The 15,833-nt window shown below is 70.5% G+C and carries 17 protein-coding genes and 1 pseudogene; 11 read left to right on the top strand and 7 right to left on the bottom strand.

Annotated features, from left to right (window positions below; genetic code table 11):
• Positions 1-77: 77 nt before the first annotated feature.
• The 4 genes and pseudogenes from ACRAWB_RS03480 (at position 78) to ACRAWB_RS03495 (ending at position 4,607) form a co-directional block, all read left to right on the top strand.
• Positions 78-1,742 (top strand): trypsin-like peptidase domain-containing protein, encoded by a 1,665-nt coding sequence (locus tag ACRAWB_RS03480; protein WP_431352078.1) that lies wholly within the window; start codon positions 78-80, stop codon positions 1,740-1,742.
• 124 nt (positions 1,743-1,866) lie between these two features.
• Complete coding sequence (locus ACRAWB_RS03485) at positions 1,867-2,910, top strand: glycosyltransferase family 2 protein (RefSeq protein WP_431352079.1); 1,044 nt, start codon at positions 1,867-1,869, stop codon at positions 2,908-2,910.
• A gap of 2 nt (positions 2,911-2,912) precedes the next feature.
• A pseudogene (locus ACRAWB_RS03490) lies at positions 2,913-3,730 on the top strand (CDP-alcohol phosphatidyltransferase family protein).
• 1 nt (position 3,731) lies between these two features.
• Positions 3,732-4,607 (top strand): glycosyltransferase family 2 protein, encoded by an 876-nt coding sequence (locus tag ACRAWB_RS03495; RefSeq protein WP_431352702.1) that lies wholly within the window; start codon positions 3,732-3,734, stop codon positions 4,605-4,607.
• A 6-nt stretch (positions 4,608-4,613) separates the two neighbouring features.
• On the opposite strand, the gene ACRAWB_RS03500 is transcribed toward ACRAWB_RS03495, so the two are convergent.
• From ACRAWB_RS03500 to ACRAWB_RS03525, 6 genes are all read right to left on the bottom strand, one after another.
• Entirely contained in the window at positions 4,614-5,666 is a 1,053-nt protein-coding gene (locus tag ACRAWB_RS03500; RefSeq protein WP_431352080.1) for a hypothetical protein, read from the bottom strand.
• 61 nt (positions 5,667-5,727) lie between these two features.
• Positions 5,728-6,039 carry a helix-turn-helix domain-containing protein gene (locus ACRAWB_RS03505; RefSeq protein ID WP_431352081.1) on the bottom strand — a complete coding sequence of 104 codons (312 nt, stop codon included), beginning with the start codon at positions 6,037-6,039 and terminating at the stop codon, positions 5,728-5,730.
• Between the two features lie 178 nt (positions 6,040-6,217).
• Complete coding sequence (locus ACRAWB_RS03510; RefSeq protein WP_431352082.1) at positions 6,218-6,535, bottom strand: hypothetical protein; 318 nt, start codon at positions 6,533-6,535, stop codon at positions 6,218-6,220.
• Positions 6,536-6,674: 139 nt separating this feature from the next.
• Entirely contained in the window at positions 6,675-7,409 is a 735-nt protein-coding gene (locus ACRAWB_RS03515; RefSeq protein WP_363808265.1) for an ABC transporter ATP-binding protein, read from the bottom strand.
• Positions 7,410-8,273 (bottom strand): ABC transporter permease, encoded by an 864-nt coding sequence (locus ACRAWB_RS03520; protein ID WP_363809315.1) that lies wholly within the window; start codon positions 8,271-8,273, stop codon positions 7,410-7,412.
• 74 nt (positions 8,274-8,347) lie between these two features.
• Positions 8,348-9,040 carry an NTP transferase domain-containing protein gene (locus ACRAWB_RS03525; protein ID WP_431352083.1) on the bottom strand — a complete coding sequence of 231 codons (693 nt, stop codon included), beginning with the start codon at positions 9,038-9,040 and terminating at the stop codon, positions 8,348-8,350.
• A 331-nt stretch (positions 9,041-9,371) separates the two neighbouring features.
• On the opposite strand from ACRAWB_RS03525, the gene ACRAWB_RS03530 reads away from it, so the two are divergent.
• Genes ACRAWB_RS03530 through ACRAWB_RS03545 form a run of 4 tightly spaced genes read left to right on the top strand, consistent with a single transcriptional unit; the run spans position 9,372 to position 12,208 of the window.
• Entirely contained in the window at positions 9,372-10,337 is a 966-nt protein-coding gene (locus ACRAWB_RS03530; RefSeq protein WP_431352084.1) for an ABC transporter ATP-binding protein, read from the top strand.
• A gap of 11 nt (positions 10,338-10,348) precedes the next feature.
• Positions 10,349-11,194, top strand: a complete 846-nt coding sequence (locus ACRAWB_RS03535) for a hypothetical protein (RefSeq protein WP_431352085.1) — start codon at positions 10,349-10,351, stop codon at positions 11,192-11,194.
• Positions 11,191-11,889 carry a hypothetical protein gene (locus tag ACRAWB_RS03540; RefSeq protein ID WP_431352086.1) on the top strand — a complete coding sequence of 233 codons (699 nt, stop codon included), beginning with the start codon at positions 11,191-11,193 and terminating at the stop codon, positions 11,887-11,889. Before ACRAWB_RS03535 ends, ACRAWB_RS03540 begins: the two co-directional genes overlap by 4 nt.
• Positions 11,890-11,929: 40 nt before the next feature.
• Entirely contained in the window at positions 11,930-12,208 is a 279-nt protein-coding gene (locus tag ACRAWB_RS03545; protein ID WP_064108596.1) for a DUF3039 domain-containing protein, read from the top strand.
• A gap of 9 nt (positions 12,209-12,217) precedes the next feature.
• Here ACRAWB_RS03545 and ACRAWB_RS03550 read toward each other — a convergent pair whose 3' ends face one another.
• A complete protein-coding gene (locus ACRAWB_RS03550) occupies positions 12,218-13,537 on the bottom strand; it encodes a nicotinate phosphoribosyltransferase (RefSeq protein WP_431352087.1) in 1,320 nt (439 codons plus the stop codon).
• A gap of 76 nt (positions 13,538-13,613) precedes the next feature.
• Between ACRAWB_RS03550 and murI the strand changes: the two genes are divergently transcribed.
• From murI to rdgB, 3 genes are read left to right on the top strand one after another with little or no spacing between them, the layout of a single operon-like run.
• Positions 13,614-14,432, top strand: coding sequence for a glutamate racemase (gene murI, locus ACRAWB_RS03555; protein ID WP_431352088.1), 819 nt, complete (start codon positions 13,614-13,616; stop codon positions 14,430-14,432).
• 21 nt (positions 14,433-14,453) lie between these two features.
• Positions 14,454-15,200, top strand: a complete 747-nt coding sequence (rph, locus tag ACRAWB_RS03560) for a ribonuclease PH (RefSeq protein WP_431352089.1) — start codon at positions 14,454-14,456, stop codon at positions 15,198-15,200.
• Complete coding sequence (gene rdgB, locus ACRAWB_RS03565; RefSeq protein ID WP_431352090.1) at positions 15,197-15,787, top strand: RdgB/HAM1 family non-canonical purine NTP pyrophosphatase; 591 nt, start codon at positions 15,197-15,199, stop codon at positions 15,785-15,787. The genes rph and rdgB overlap by 4 nt, the downstream gene beginning before the upstream one ends.
• Positions 15,788-15,833: the final 46 nt, after the last annotated feature.

Below are 15,833 nucleotides of genomic sequence, written 5' to 3' on the forward strand. Positions count from 1 at the left end.
AAGGTCGTCCACAGCATCGGCAAATAAAACGCTCAGGTTGGCATCCCAAGCTGTTCGTGCTTGGAAGGAGCAACACCATGACCGACACCCCGAACACCCCGGAGCCCGCGAACTCCCAGCACGACGCCGACACCGACGCGGTCGTGGATGCTGCCGCCGGTTCCGAGCACACCACCCCGGCCGCGGAGCAGCCCGCGGCCCCGCAGACCCCGGCCGCGCAGCCGACGGCGCAGCAGCCGACGGCCGAGCAGCCGACCGCGCAGCAGCCGACCGCGCAGCAGCCGACCGTGCCGGTTCCGCCGGCCCAGCACACCCAGCCGACCCAGCCCGTGCAGCCGCAGCCGTACGGTCAGCCCTACGGCCAGCCGTACGGACAGCACCCGCAGCAGCCGCACTACGGCAACGGCGCTTTCGGCCAGCCGGCCGGCTACGGCCAGCAGCCCTACGGCGCCGACGGCCACCAGCAGGCGTACGCCACCGCTCCCGGCGCGCCCACCGCCACCGCGACGGCTCCGAAGGAGAAGAAGCGCGGCAACAGCGGCCTGATCATCGCGACCCTCGCCATCGGCGCGCTCGTCGGCGGTGTCGCCGGTGCCGGCGCGGGCGTCGGCATCTTCGCCGCCACCGACGCGGGCAACGCCACGATCAAGACGGTCTCCGGCCCCCAGAACATCACGGTCAACGACGCCAACAACGCGAGCACGGTCACGGCCGTCGCCGCCAAGGCGTCGCCGAGCGTCGTCACCATCTCGGTCACCGCCTCCAGCTCCGGCGGCACCGGCTCCGGCATCGTCCTCACCTCGGACGGCTACGTGCTCACCAACACCCACGTCGTCACCCTCGACGGCCAGGCCAGCAACGTGAGCGTCACGGTGACCGACAACGACGGCAAGATCTACACCGCGAAGGTCGTCGGCACCGACCCGACCACCGACCTCGCCGTGATCAAGCTCGACAACGCGTCCGGAATGACCCCGATCAGCTGGGGCGACTCCAGCAAGCTCAACGTCGGCAGCACCACGGTCGCCATCGGCGCCCCGCTCGGACTCTCCGGCACCGTCACCGACGGCATCGTCTCCGCCCTCAACCGCTCCATCAGCATCGCCTCCTCGGCGGCGCCGAAGGACGACTCCAACAGCGGTGGCGGCAGCCAGAACCCGTTCAACTTCAACTTCCCCGACCAGGGCGGCTCCGGCTCGCAGCAGCAGCAGACGCAGAGCACCGGCACCATCTCGCTCCCGGTGATCCAGACCGACGCGTCGATCAACCCGGGCAACTCGGGCGGCGCGCTGCTCAACAGCAAGGGCGAACTGATCGGCGTCAACGTGGCGATCGCGAGCGCGGGCGGCTCCAGCTCCGACGGCTCGCAGTCGGGCAGCATCGGCGTCGGCTTCGCCATCCCGTCCGACCTCGCGAAGCGCGTCTCCGACGAGATCATCAAGGACGGCAAGGCCACGCACGGCCTCCTGGGCGCCTCCGTCGCCGACGCCAGCAGCGACGCCAAGGCCACCACGGTCGGCGCGCTCATCAAGAGCATCAGCAGCGGGGGAGCGGCAGCGGACGCGGGCCTGAAGGCGGGCGACATCGTCGTCAACCTCAACGACACCCCGATCACCGACGCGACCGACCTGACCGCGCAGGTGCGCGCACAGGCCGCGGGCGCCAAGGTCGACGTGACGTACATCCGCGGCGGCCAGACCAAGACCGCCTCGGTCACGCTGGGGTCGCTCCCGGCCGAGTGACCGGCACCCTTCCCGGAAGGCCGTCCCGCAGGCGCGGGGCGGCCTTCCGCCGTCATCGGGCTCCCGGGTTCGGCGCAGGCCCGGCTGATAGGCTCGACGCCGACCCGCGACACCGAAGGACCAGATGACGGACGAAAGCGCTGACACCCTCCCGGGTGTCTCGTATGTGATGCCCGTCCTGAATGAGGTCACCCACGTCCGAGCCGCCGTGGACAGCCTTCTCGCGCAGGACTACGCCGGTCCGTTCGAGGTCACCATCGCCCTCGGTCCCAGCATCGACGGCACCACCGAACTGGTGGAGGAGCTGGCCGCCGTCGACCCGCGCATCCGCGTCGTGGACAACGTCGTCGGCTCCACGCCCGCAGGGCTCAACCTCGCCATCCGCGAGTCGCGGTACCCGGTCGTCGTCCGGGTGGACGCGCACAGCGTCCTGCCGCCCGATTACGCCCGCATCGCGGTCGAGACGATCCTCGAGACCGGGGCCGACAACGTCGGCGGCCTGATGGATGCGCAGGGCACCACCGACTTCGAGCGCGCCGTGGCGCGCGCCTACGGCAGCCGGGTGGGCCTCGGCGGCACGAAGCTGCATGTCGGGGGCGAGCCCGGCCCCGCCGAGACGGTCTATCTGGGCGTCTTCCGCCGCGACCGCCTGCTCGAGGTGGGCCTCTTCGACGAGGAGATCAAGCGCGGGCAGGACTGGGAGCTCAACCGGCGCATCCGCACCGCCGGCGGAACGGTCTGGTTCACTCCAAAGCTCAAGGTGACCTACCGTCCCCGTCCGAACGTGTACCGGCTCGCGCGGCAGATGTTCTCAACCGGCATCTGGCGCGGCGAGCTGGCCCGGCGCTTCCCGGCGTCCAACGGCCTCCGCTACTTCGCGCCGCCGGTCATGGTGATCGGCGTCGCGGTCGGCACCCTCCTCGGGATCGCGGGCATCGTCCAGGCCGTGCTCGGCGCGACGCCGTGGCTGCTGTGGGGCTTCGCGATCCCGGCGCTGTACGCCGTGATCGTGATCGTCTCCGCCGTGCTGTGGGGGCGGCGCGACGGTTTTCGCCCGTTCCTGTGGTTTCTCGTAGTCTTGCCCTGCATCCATTTCAGCTGGGGGATCGGCTTCGTCCTCGGATACCTGTCGCTCACCCGCAACATCACTGCCCACACGGGAAGGTAGGCATGACCGTACCCGGACCTGCGGCGCACGGCGCCCGTCCGTCCTCGATCGCCGAGCTGCGGGCGGTCGCGCAGCCCCCGAGGTGCGCGGTCGCCGCAACGCCGAGCACTGGACCGCATCGCTGTACCTGCGCAACCTGTCGCCGTACCTGACGTGGTTCCTGCTCAAGACCTCTATCTCCGCGAACGGCGTGACCGGGCTGATGATCCTGACGGGATGGGCGACCGCCGCGGCGCTCCTCATCCCGGGCATCGCCGGCGCGGCCCTCGCCCTCGTGCTCGGCCAGCTGCAGATGCTCGTCGACTGCTGCGACGGCGAGGTGGCGCGCTGGCGCGGCACCTCCTCCCCGGCGGGCATCTTCCTCGACAACGTCGGGCACTACTCGACCGAGACGCTGATCGCCATCGTCCTGGGCATCCGCGCTGCGGGGTACCCGTTCGAGGCGCCGCAGGACTTCCTGTGGACCAACCTCGGCACGCTGCTCGCGCTGGTGATCGTGCTGAACAAGGCGCTCAACGACATGGTCCGCGTGGCGCGGGCGAACGCCGGTCTGCCGAAGCTCGCCGACACGCAGTCGGAGTACGCGCCGACGCACGGGCTCGTCGCGACGCTGCGCCGGGCCGCGCGCTTCCTGCCGTTCCACCGCCTGTACCACTCGGTCGAGCTGACCATCCTGATCTTCGTGTTCTCGATCGTCGGCCTGTTCATCGGGGCGACGCTCGCCGACCGCATCCTGCTCAGCGCTCTGGTGCCGCTGTCGATCCTGGCGCTGATCGGCCACTTCGTGACCATCATGGCGTCGCGGCGGGTCCGTGGCTGAGATGCCCGCCGTCGCGGTCGTCGTGCTCACCCAGGGCACGCGGCCGGCCGAGCTGCGGCGCGGCCTGGAGTCGGTGCTCGCCCAGCAGGGCGTGGCGACGGACGTGGTCGTCGTCGGCAACGGCTGGGACCCGGCGACCGCCGACCCGGCCCTGCCTGCCGGCGTGCGCTCGCTGGCGCTGCCCGAGAACGTCGGCATCCCGGCCGGGCGGAACGCGGGTGTGCCGCTGGTCTCCGGCGAATGGCTGTTCTTCCTGGACGACGACGCGGACATCCCGTCGGCCACGTTCCTGGCCGACGCGGTCGCGAAGCTGCGCACGGAACCCGACATCGGGATGCTGCAGCCGCGGCTGCGGGTGCCCGACGGCGGCCCGGCTCCCCGTCGCTGGATCCCACGCATCCGCAAGGGCGACCCGGAGCGGTCGAGCAACGTGTTCGCCGTGCTCGAGGCGGTCATCGTCATGCCGCGCGCGGTGTTCGAGCGCGCCGGAGGATGGGCGGCGCCGTTCTTCTACGCCCATGAGGGCATCGACCTGGCCTGGAAGGTGTGGGACCAGGACAAGCGCGTCTGGTACGCCGGCGACCTCGTCGCGGAGCATCCGTCGGTCTCCCCGACGCGGCACTCGTACTACTACCGGCTCAACGCCCGGAACCGCGTGTGGCTGGCGCGGCGCAACCTGCCCGCGGTGCTCGTCCCGCTGTACGTCGGGTCGTGGACGGGCATCCAGCTGCTGCGCTGGTTCCGCAAGCCCGCGGTGCTGCGCGCCTGGTTCGGCGGCTGGGCCGAGGGCTGGCGGACGGACCCGGGGGAGCGACGCCCGCTCCGCTGGCGGACCGTGGCCCGCATGACGGCCGCCGGTCGGCCTCCGATCGTCTGAGCGGGCTCAGCCCGTAGCCTTCTCCGCTCCCGCGTCGTCCGGCTGTCCGGTCGCCGCGGTCTCGTCCTCGGGACGCGGGAGTGCTTCGAGAGCCCGCGGGGCCTTCGGAGGCGTGTCGTCTGTGGAGGACCGACCAGGGAGCGCTCCGCGCAGCGCCTTGCCCAGGCGGGCGGCCCGCTCACCCGTCGCCCGTCCGAAACGGGCTGCGCCCTCTCCCGTCGCGCGTCCGAACCGCACGGCGCCGTCACCGGTCGCGCGGCCGACCTTGACCGCACCACCGCCGGTCGCGGCTCCGAGGCGGCGTACAGCGCCGGGGCCCTCGACCGGGGTCAACGCCTCGGGGATGACCATAGGCGCGGGTCCGAAGGCGAGGCGTGCGTTTTGCACCACCCGCCGGGCGAGGATGTTGTTCCCCGCGCCGCCGATGACGGCGCCCACGCCGAAGGGGATCGCCCGCGCGACGATGCTCGCTCCGCCCCGTACCGCGAACTGGCGGATGAAGGCGCTCTTCAGCCGGTCGACCAAGGGACCGACGACCATCGACGGGAGGGTCGAGGTCACCAATTCGCCCCAGTACGCCGTGCGCGTCACCCCGCCCCCGCCGAACTGACCGGCGAGCTGGCGAACCAGGTCGGAGCCCTCCCGGCCGAGCATCATCGTCAGGACCAGGGCCCGCGCGCGCTCCGGGTCGTCGACGGCGATGCCGTGCAGCTCGCTCATCGACTGGGCGTAGAGCGCGGTCGCCTCCAGGAAGCCCGCCGTCTCCAGGCCCGACAGCGCCAGCGTGATGCCCGTGCCGACCGCCGGGATGACCGCCGTGGCGCCGACCGCGGCGCCGCCGCTCGTCACGGCCGCGACGTAACGGCGCTCGAGCATCCGCGCCAGGTCGTCCGCCGTCGCCTCAGGGTGCCGCCGTCGCAGGCTCCGCAGGTGCGCGAGCACCACGGGACGCTGGATGCCGAGGAAACGGTCCAGCGTCGTGTTCAGAGCCCGCGGGGTATCGCCGCCCCGCTGCGGACCACCGGTGACGGAGATGATCGGTTGCTGCTTCTTGGCCATCACCCGAGAGTGTAGGCCGGTTATCCGTGAGCGCCATCCGATGACACCGCGGGAGTCGTGGTCACGACGAACGGCGGGAACGCCGCCGCCGCTCGCGAAGGTACTCGCGGGCCGAGTGGACCCGGTGGTCGGGCGGTAAGTGCTCGCGCTTGATGTCCTGCGTGAGGAACGCGACGTCGGTCCCGAGAGCGGTCGCGATCCGGACGACGGTGAGGAGGCTCGGATTCGCCACCCCGCGTTCGATCTTGCCGAAGTTGGTGACGTGCATCGCCGCCAGGCCGGCGATCGCCTCTTGACTGAGCCCCAGGTCGAGGCGGGCTCGGCGGATGCGTTCGCCGAGCAGGGCGGCGGCTGGGGCGACGGGGTCTTTCATGATGGTTCCAGTACACGGCCGGTGCGCGCGCAATGCCAGAGCACGAGCACCCGGTTCGCCGGACCTCATGCGTTCTGGGCCGCTAATGCGGTCGATATACGCATTCAGAAGCGAGCGTGCGGGACGCCGCCGCCGAGCCCGACCCGGGCGGGGACCGCCCGGGCCGGTGGGACGGGCGTCAGAGACTCAGCTGCCACAGGTACTCGCGCCCGTCCGGCGGGAACCAGCGCACGACCAGCACCGTGTCGCGGGCAGGGTCCGACCCGTGGACACTGGCACGCACGGCTTCGCCCGGCGCGACGGAGGTCGGCGCGCTGACGCGAAGACGCGAGCTGCCGGCGACGCTGACCGTCACGCCCGTCAGGGTCTCGCGCCCCTCGTTGACGAGCCGGAAGTGGGGTGCGGTGGTGCGGTCGACCCGCCACGGCACGCGGTACGCGAAGCGCCGGGGACGAGGGGCCAGAGAGGGACTGCGGAGGATGCGGAGTCGATTCATGCGACGAAACTAACGAGGCCCTCCGACGCTCGAGGGCCCAGAACCGGGCACGAACGCTGTTTCTGTGGAGAACTCGCCGAAGTTTTTTCTGTGGACACTTTCTCTGCGCGTGAGAAAGGCGCACCGACCAACGGTTTCCTCAGCTGCCGTAGTCGGTGTTGTAGAGCTCCAGGACGTCGCCGATCGGCCCGTCGAGCACCAGCTTGCCCTTGTCGAGATACAGCCCGCGCTGGCAGAACCGGCGCAGATCCTTCTCGTTGTGCGAGACGAAGAACAGCGTCCGGCCGCCGGCCAGCAGCTCCTCGATGCGCCGGTAGCACTTCTCCCGGAAGCCGCGGTCGCCCACCGCGAGCACTTCGTCCACGAGCAGCACGGGCTCCTCGAGCTGCGCGATGACGGAGAACGCGATGCGCACCTTCATGCCGCTGGAGAGGTGCTTATACGGGGTGTCCACGAAGTCGCCGATCTCGGCGAAGTCGATGATCGAGTCGAAGCGCGCGTCGATCTCGGCCTTCGACATCCCGTGCAGGCCCGCCGTGAGGTACACGTTGTCGCGCACCGTGAGGTCGTCGACGAAGCCGCCGGTGATCTCGATCAGGGGAGCGACCCCCTCGGTCACGCGCACGGAGCCCTCGTCGGGCAGCAGAACGCCCGCCACGAGCTTGAGCAGGGTCGACTTGCCCTGTCCGTTGCGCCCGACCACGCCGATCGCCTCACCGGGCTGGACGTGGAAGGTGACGTTCCGCAGCGGCCAGAAGTCGTCCGGGCGCGTGCGGCGCTCCCGCGACGAGAACAGGTCCTTGAACGAGCGGCGCGCGCCGCGATTGCGGCGGAAGCGCACGCCGAGTCCGTCGACGGCGATGACCGGTGCCACTCAGATCTCCTTCAGCACGTCGCGCTCGAAGCGCCGGAACACGAGCCACCCGATGCCCAGGATCACCAGCGACATGGCGGCGGCGACGCCGACCAGGAACCAGTCCAGCTCCTCGGCGAAGAACGCCGAGCGGTAGAGGCTGAAGATGCCGGTGAGCGGGTTGAACGCCGACCAGAAGTGCAGCGAGAACAGCACGTCGGTGGAGGCGCCCGGATGCGTCGCGACGTACGCGGCGCAATGCTTGGCGGCGATCCCGCCGCCGCAGCCGCCGGGCAGGTCGCGGGCGCTGTAGATGATGGGGGAGGCGTAGAACAGGAAGCGCAGCGCGAGCTTCACGGCCCGCTCCAGGTCGCGGAAGAACACGACGAGAGGGGCGACGATGAGCCCCACACCGATCGTCAGCACGGTCTGGATGAGGATCGCGAGCGGGAAGAACACGACGTCGACGTTCAGCTTGGCGCCCGTGATGATCGCGAAGAACGCCAGCACCGGCAGCGACAGCAGGAACTCGATGCCCTTGGACGCCACGATCCGGTTCACCCAGATCGTGCGCGGGATCATGGTCGAGCGGATGAGCTTCGCCTCGCGGATGTATGCGCGAGTGCTGTCCGACACCGCGCCGTTGAACCACATCCACGGCAGGAGCGCGGCGAGCAGGAACACGATGTACGGGTTCTCACCGACGTCGCGCTTGAAGATGACCGTGAAGACGAACCAGTAGATCGCGCTCATCACGAGCGGATCGAGGATCGACCACAGGTAGCCGAGGACGCTGGTGGAGTACCGGACGCGCAGATCGCGCTTGGTCAGCAGCCAGAGGGAGTGCCGGTAGCGCGTGAAGCGCGTGCGCTGCGCAGGGCGCACTTCAGTCGGGATACTGGTCACGAGAACCCATCGTATTGATCGAAGCTGCGTGAGGGCTCACGCGGCGGCTTCGACTATACGAAAAGATTCGCGCGCTCCAGGTCCTCCTGGAAGTCGACCTCGACGGCGTACAGGTCGGAGATGTCGACCGGCTCGGCCAGCAGGCGGTCCTGCTCGATGGCGAGCTCGATGCCGCGCTCGAAGTAATCCTGGTCGCCGACGCGCTGCAGCTGGCGCAGCAGGGTGGCCTTGTCGGTCGAGGAGATGTAGTTGATGCCCACGGCCTCGCCGAGACCGTTCTTGACGGTCTTGGACAGCTCCTGGATGTAACCCTCGGGGCCGGTCGTGTACTTGACCTCTTCGTCGGCGACGGACGAGGTGTTGACCGTGACGAAGGTCTGGTCGCGGGCGACCATCGCGGCGCCGCGCACGAGGACGGCCGGGTCGAAGACCACGTCGCCGTTCATCCACAGCACGCCGCCGTTGCCGGAGGCCTGCAGGGCGCGCATGAGGCTCTTGGAGGTGTTGGTCTGGTCGTACTGCTCGTTGTAGACGAACTGCGCGTCCGGGAACGCCTCGATGATGTGCTCGAGCTTGTAGCCCACGACGATGGTGACCTGGACGTCCTTGCCGAAGGCGGCGTGGATGTTGTCGAACTGCTGCTGCATGATCGTGCGGCCGTCGCTCAGCTCGGTGAGCGGCTTCGGGAGGCTCCGGCCGAGTCGGCTTCCCATTCCGGCCGCGAGGATCACTACCTGGGTCGTCACAATCGTCTCCTTGGGTCGTCGCTCTGCGAACGCTGAGCACGCACGGACCGCGAGTTCACGAAGTGGTCACCCACGATTTCCATGCTTCGTCGAGAATACCGGGGTCCCCTGTCCGGGGGCAGGGGGTTGACGCATGTCGTTGCTGGGTCGTTATCTTCCGCACAGGGTTTTCGGAGGGAGCCGACCCGCGCCACATACCGACCAGGGGTTCGCATGAATGCAGGTATTGGTACGTTAGCGGGGTGAGTTCCGAGCACGCCCTCCCTACGCCCTCCTCGTCCGTCGAGGAGCCGCAGAAGGCGGAACCGGCGGGCTCGCAGAGGGGGACACCATGGCGGACACCGCTGAACAAGCGGCCGCGCAGACCGAGGAGGCGCAGCCCGCCGCCGCGCCGAAGCGCGCGCCGGCCAAGACCGCGGCGGCCGCGGCGGCGACGAGCACGCGCGCCCCGCGCAAGCGCACCACGACGGCGAAACCGCGCACTACGCGCGCCGCCGCGAAGCCCGTGGCCGAGGAGCCGAAGCCGGTCGACACGCGGCCGACCGTGCTGTCCATCGGCGGGCTGCACAAGCGTTACGGCGAGGTCGTGGCCGTCGACGGCGTGACCCTCGACATCAAGGAGGGCTCGTTCTACGGCATCGTCGGCCCGAACGGCGCCGGCAAGACGACGACCCTGTCCATCGTCACCGGCCTGCTGCGTCCCGACGCCGGCCGCGTCGTGGTGCACGGTGTGGACGTCTGGGCCGAGCCGGTGCGCGCGAAGCACATCATCGGCGTGCTGCCCGACAAGCTGCGGCTCTTCGACCGACTGACCGGCGCCCAGTTCCTCCGCTATGCGGGGACGCTGCGCGGGCTGAGCGCGAAGACGGTGCGTGCGCGCACCGCCGATCTCGCCACCGCCTTCGGCATCGAGGACGCACTCGACCGCCTCGTGGCCGATTACTCCGCGGGCATGACGAAGAAGATCGCCCTCGCGGCGGCCATGATCCACTCGCCGCGGCTGCTGGTGCTGGACGAGCCGTTCGAGTCGGTCGACCCGGTCTCCGCGGCCAACATCATCGACATCCTGCAGCGGTACACCGCGGCCGGCGGCACGGTCGTCGTGTCGAGCCACGGCATGGACATGATCCAGCGGGTCTGCGACAGCGTCGCCATCATCGTGCGCGGGCAGGTGCTCGCAGCGGGCACGATCGAGGAGGTGCGCGGCGAGCAGACGCTCGAGGAGCGCTTCGTCGAACTGGCCGGCGGTCGCAAGGCAGCGGAAGGCATGGAGTGGTTGCACAGTTTCTCCGACTGAAGGCCCAGATCATGGGGAACGCCTTCCGGCGGACCCCGTGGCAGGTCTTCGGCCTGGTGATCGGGCTGCTCTACGGCGGCTTCATCACCGTCCTCGTCGTCGGGTCGCTCATCGCGGCACGCTCGGTCGCCGACACCGCGGCCACCCACAGCGTGGTCGTCGTGATCGGTTCGGTCGTGGTCGCCGGGTTCACCCTGCTGCCCCTGCTGTTCGGGGTCGACGACACGCTCGACCCGCGGGAGTTCTCGCTGTTCGGCATCCCGAACCGCACGCTCGCCACCGGGCTCCTTCTCGCCGGACTGCTCGGCATCCCGTCGTTCGTGCTCATCGTGTGCAGCGCCGCCACCGTCATCACCTGGTCGCAGAATCCGGGCACCGTGCTCATCGCGCTCGTCTCGGCCGTCGTGGTCGTGCTGACCTGCGTGCTCGCCTCCCGGGTCACCACGGCGATCGCCCACGCCATGCTCTCGACGCGGCGCTCGCGCGAGGCCGGCGGGGTCATCGGCATCCTGCTGCTCGTGCTCGTCGCTCCGGTGCTGCTGCTGCTCGTCACCGTGGACTGGGGCCGCGACGGACTCGGCGCCCTCGGCGGCTTCGCGCGCTGGCTCGCCTGGACCCCCTCGGCGCCGCATGGTCGGCCCCGGGCGCGGCAGCCCAGGGTCAGTGGGGCGCGGCGCTCCTGCAGCTGCTCATCGCCCTCGTCACGCTCGGCCTGCTGTGGCTGGGCTGGGTCGCGCTCGTCGCCCGCGTCATCGCGTCGCCGGAGCGCGAGGCACGGTCGAAGGCGTACCACGGGCTCGGCTGGTTCGACCGCCTGCCCGGCGGTCCCACGGCCGCGGTCGCCGCCCGCTCCATGACGTACTGGGGAAGGGACGCGCGCTACTGGGTGTCGATCGTCCTCATCCCGGTCATCCCGATCTTCGTGATCGTGGCCCTCGCCCTCGCCGGGCTCCCGTCGCACTTCATCGCGCTGGTGCCGCTGCCGCTGGTGTGCCTGTTCCTCGGCTGGAGCATCCACAACGATCTGGCGTACGACAGCACGGCGATCTGGATGCACCTGGTGTCGGGCGTCCGCGGCCTCGCCGACCGCGCGGGGCGGATGTTCCCGCCGGTCGTCGTCGGCATCCCGGTGCTCGTGCTCGGGTCGATCGCGACGACGATCGTCTTCGGCGACTGGGCGGTGCTGCCGTCGGTGGCCGCGCTGAGCGGAGCCATCCTGGTCATCGGGCTCGGGCTGTCCAGCATCTCGTCGGCGCTGTTCCCGTACCCCGCCACGAAACCCGGCGACAGCGCGTTCACGCAGCCGCAGACCTCGGGAGCGTCGGCGGCCGTCGTGCAGTCGCTGAGCTTCTTCGCCATCCTGATCCTCGCGTCGCCCGTCCTCATCTTCCTGGTGCTGGGCCTGACCGTGAACGCCTTCTGGCTGGCCGTCGCACCGGTCGTGGCCGTGCTGATCGGGTTCGGGACGCTGTTCGTCGGCCTCTGGCTGGGCGGCCGGGTGTTCGACCGGCGCGGGCCGGAGCTCATGGCGTTCGCCAACCGCAACGACTGAGTCAAGGAGCGTCGCAGCCCGCGGCGTCTACACTGGAGGCATGAACGAAGCGAGCATCTCCGAGCCCGGCGGCATGCCAAGCGGCGGCGGTGCGACCACCCTCGACCGCGAGCTCGAGGAGCTGCTGCAGAACCAGGAGCCGGGCGACCACGAGCGCTTCTCGCACTACGTGAAGAAGGAGCAGATCCTCGAGTCTGCGATCACCGGCAAGCCCGTCAAGGCCCTGTGCGGCAAGATGTGGACGCCGAACCGCGACCCCGAGAAGTTCCCGGTCTGCCCGACCTGCCGCGAGATCTACGAGGGCCTCCAGGGCGAGTAGCCCGCCGCGTCACTCGAAGATCGTCGGCAGCACCGGGTCGCCGCGGCCCAGGCGGAACGCCTCGTCCGGCAGCTCGCTCATCGCCAGCTCCCGGTGCTCGCGTGCGCGTCGCGTCCCCTCGATCCCGAGGTGTTCGCGGTGCACCTCCCCGTCCGTGATCAGCGGCGTCAGGAGGTCGCGGCCGGTGTCGTCCGGGGTGTCGCCCTCCTCGACGATGTGCACCACCTCGGCGATGGCCGTACCGCTGGCGTCGTGCCGGCGCACCGGGTGCTTGCGGCCGCCCACGCTCGCCTTGTGCTCGGACTTCTTGGCCACCGGGATCCACGCGCCGTCGCTGCCGGTGCTGCGGTGCGCGACCAGCTTGTAGACCATGCCGGAGGCGGGATAGCCGGACCCGGTGACGACGGACGTGCCGACGCCGTACGAGTCGACCGGGGAGGCGGCGAGGGCCGCGATGGTGAACTCGTCGAGGTCGTTGGTCACGGTGATGCGGGTCTTCGTCGCGCCGAGGTCGTCCAGCTGTGCACGTACCTGCTTCACGAGCTTCGGCAGATCGCCCGAGTCGAGGCGGATGGCGCCGAGCTCGGGACCTGCGACCTTCACCGCCGTCTCGATCGCCTTCTCGACGTCGAACGTGTCGACCAGCAGCGTCGTGCCGGGACCGAGCGCATCCACCTGCGCCCGGAACGCGGCCTCCTCGCTGTCGAACAGCAGGGTGAACGCGTGCGCGGCCGTGCCCATGGTCGGCACGCCCCAGGTGCGGCCGGCTTCGAGGTTGGAGGTGGCCGAGAAACCGGCGATGAAGGCCGCGCGGGCCGCGGCGACGGCCGACCGCTCGTTCGCCCGGCGCGAGCCCATCTCGGCGAGCGGGCGGCCGCCGGCGGCGGACACCATGCGCGCGGCGGCGGAGGCGACCGCCGAGTCGTAGTTGAAGACGCTGAGCAGCAGCGTCTCGAGGATGACGCCCTCGGCGAAGGGGGCGTCCACGATGAAGAACGGCGACCCGGGGAAGAACAGCTCGCCCTCGCGGTAGCCGCGGATGGTGCCGGAGAACCGGTAGTCGGCCAGCCAGTCGATCGTCTCGTCGCGCACGACGTGGTTGTCGCGCAGGAACTGCAGCTCCGCATCCCCGAACCGGAACTGCTCGATCAGCTCCAGCAGGCGCCCGGTGCCGGCGAGCACGCCGTATCGGCGGCCGGCCGGGAGACGCCGGGTGAACGCCTCGAACACGCACTCGCGGTCGTGCGTGCCGGCCAGCAGGGCGGCGTCGAGCATCGTGAGCTCGTAGCGGTCGGTGAGGAAGGCGGTGGACGCGGAAGTCTCGGTCACGTCGCCAGCCTACTCACGCGCTCAGCGCACATCCGAGCGGCCGTGCGGGCGAGGCGGCCGGGTAGGCTGGACTGCTGTGACGGATGCGCCGATTGGGATCTTCGACTCGGGAGTGGGCGGGCTGACCGTCGCCCGGGCGATCCGGGATCAGCTGCCGAACGAGTCGCTGCTCTACGTCGGCGACACCGCGCACAGCCCGTACGGCCCGAAGTCCATCGCGGATGTCCGCCGCTACTCGCTCGAAGTGCTCGACTTCCTCGTCGACCAGGGCGTGAAGCTGCTCGTCATCGCCTGCAACACCGCGTCGTCGGCGATGCTGCGGGATGCGCGCGAGCGGTACGACGTGCCGGTCATCGAGGTCATCCAGCCGGCCGTCCGCCGCGCAGTCGCCGCCACGCGCACCGGCCGGGTCGGCGTGATCGGCACCGTCGGCACCATCGCGTCCCGCGCCTACGAGGACGCGTTCGCCGCCGCGCCGACGCTCCAGCTGTTCACCCAGGCCTGCCCGCGCTTCGTCGAGTTCGTCGAGGCGGGCATCACCAGCGGCGAGGAGGTGCTGCGCGTCACCGCCGAGTACCTGAAGCCGCTGCGCGACGCCGATGTCGACACCCTGGTGCTGGGATGCACGCACTACCCGTTCCTCAAGGGCGCCATCTCGTACGTGATGGGGGAGGGCGTCTCGCTGGTGTCGAGCGACACCGAGACCGCCAAGGACGTCTACCGCACGCTCGTCGGCCAGGGCATGGAGCGGCGCTCGCCGCTGCCGCCGACCCTCCGCTACGAGGCCACCGGCTCCGACGCCGACTACTTCCTGCGCCTGGCGCACCGGTTCATCGGCCCCGAGGTCTCGGCCGTCGACCTGGTGCAGACCGGCGTCATCGACCTGCCGCTGTAGACCATCCATCGAGGAGAATCCGTGACCGACATCACCCGCGCCGACGGGCGCACGCCGAGCCAGCTGCGTCCTGTCACCATCGAGCGCGGCTGGAGCCGCCAGGCCGAGGGGTCGGCGCTCGTCTCGTTCGGCAACACGAAGGTGCTGTGCACGGCCTCCTTCACCAACGGCGTCCCGCGCTGGATGTCCGGCAAGGGCCGCGGCTGGGTCACCGCCGAGTACGCGATGCTGCCGCGCTCCACGAACGAGCGGATGGACCGCGAGTCGATCAAGGGACGCGTCGGCGGCCGCACCCACGAGATCAGCCGCCTGATCGGCCGCAGCCTGCGCGCGGTCGTCGACATGAAGGCGCTCGGCGAGAACACCATCGTGCTCGACTGCGACGTGCTGCAGGCCGACGGCGGGACGCGCACCGCGGCCATCACCGGAGCCTACGTAGCGCTGGCGGAGGCGCTGGAGTGGGGCCGGGAGCACCGCTTCATCGGCCAGAAGGCGACGCCGCTGATCGACTCCGTCTCCGCGGTCTCGGTCGGGATCATCGACGGCACGCCGATGCTCGACCTCGCCTACGTCGAGGACGTGCGCGCCGAGACCGACATGAACGTCGTCGTCACCGGCCGCGGCCTCTTCGTCGAGGTGCAGGGCACGGCCGAGGGCGCGCCGTTCGACCGCAACGAGCTGAACTCGCTGCTCGACCTCGCGCTCGGCGGCGCGACCGAGCTGGCGGCCATCCAGACCGCGACCCTCGCGCCCGCCCTGGAGGCGTGAGCGTGCGGGTCGTCCTCGCCACGCACAACCGGGGCAAGGCGCAGGAGTTCCAGGAAATGCTCGGCCGCGAGGTCCCGGGACTCGAGATCGTCACCTACGAGGGCCCGGAGCCCGTCGAGGACGGCACGAGCTTCGAGGAGAACGCGATCATCAAGGCGCGCGCCGCCGCCGCCCACACCGGCCTCCCGGCCCTCGCCGACGACTCCGGCATCTGCGTGGATGTGATGGGCGGCGCCCCCGGGATCTTCTCGGCGCTGTGGTCCGGGACGCACGGGGATGCGCAGGCGAACATCCGGCTGCTGCTCGCTCAGCTCGCCGACATCCGCGACGAGGACCGCACCGCGCACTTCACGGCGACGCTCGCTCTGGTCGTGCCGGGCGGCGAGCCGACGCTGGTGCAGGGCGTCTGGCCGGGCCGCATCGCGCGCGAGCCGCGCGGCGAGCACGGGCACGGCTACGACCCGATCTTCCTGCCGGACGGGCACGACCGCAGCGCGGCTGAGCTCACCCTGGAGGAGAAGAACGCCGAGAGCCACCGGGCACGGGCGCTCGCCGCGATCGTGCCGGCGCTCCGCGAGCTGGCGTGAGCGCGCCGCTCTGAGAACGGCACTCATTCCCATCTAGCCCGGAGCC

Origin of the sequence: Leifsonia poae (assembly GCF_050632865.1) — a bacterium.
Taxonomy (GTDB): Bacteria; Actinomycetota; Actinomycetes; order Actinomycetales; family Microbacteriaceae; genus Leifsonia; species Leifsonia poae_B.

What these genes read in the sequence shown, in the direction of transcription:
- ACRAWB_RS03480 (WP_431352078.1), top strand. Translation starts at nt 78, where the DNA reads ATGACCGACACCCCGAACACCCCGGAGCCCGCGAACTCCCAGCACGAC.
- ACRAWB_RS03485 (WP_431352079.1), top strand. Translation starts at nt 1,867, where the DNA reads ATGACGGACGAAAGCGCTGACACCCTCCCGGGTGTCTCGTATGTGATG.
- ACRAWB_RS03495 (WP_431352702.1), top strand. Translation starts at nt 3,732, where the DNA reads ATGCCCGCCGTCGCGGTCGTCGTGCTCACCCAGGGCACGCGGCCGGCC.
- ACRAWB_RS03500 (WP_431352080.1), bottom strand. Translation starts at nt 5,666, where the DNA reads ATGGCCAAGAAGCAGCAACCGATCATCTCCGTCACCGGTGGTCCGCAG.
- ACRAWB_RS03505 (WP_431352081.1), bottom strand. Translation starts at nt 6,039, where the DNA reads ATGAAAGACCCCGTCGCCCCAGCCGCCGCCCTGCTCGGCGAACGCATC.
- ACRAWB_RS03510 (WP_431352082.1), bottom strand. Translation starts at nt 6,535, where the DNA reads ATGAATCGACTCCGCATCCTCCGCAGTCCCTCTCTGGCCCCTCGTCCC.
- ACRAWB_RS03530 (WP_431352084.1), top strand. Translation starts at nt 9,372, where the DNA reads ATGGCGGACACCGCTGAACAAGCGGCCGCGCAGACCGAGGAGGCGCAG.
- ACRAWB_RS03535 (WP_431352085.1), top strand. Translation starts at nt 10,349, where the DNA reads ATGGGGAACGCCTTCCGGCGGACCCCGTGGCAGGTCTTCGGCCTGGTG.
- ACRAWB_RS03540 (WP_431352086.1), top strand. Translation starts at nt 11,191, where the DNA reads ATGACGTACTGGGGAAGGGACGCGCGCTACTGGGTGTCGATCGTCCTC.
- ACRAWB_RS03545 (WP_064108596.1), top strand. Translation starts at nt 11,930, where the DNA reads ATGAACGAAGCGAGCATCTCCGAGCCCGGCGGCATGCCAAGCGGCGGC.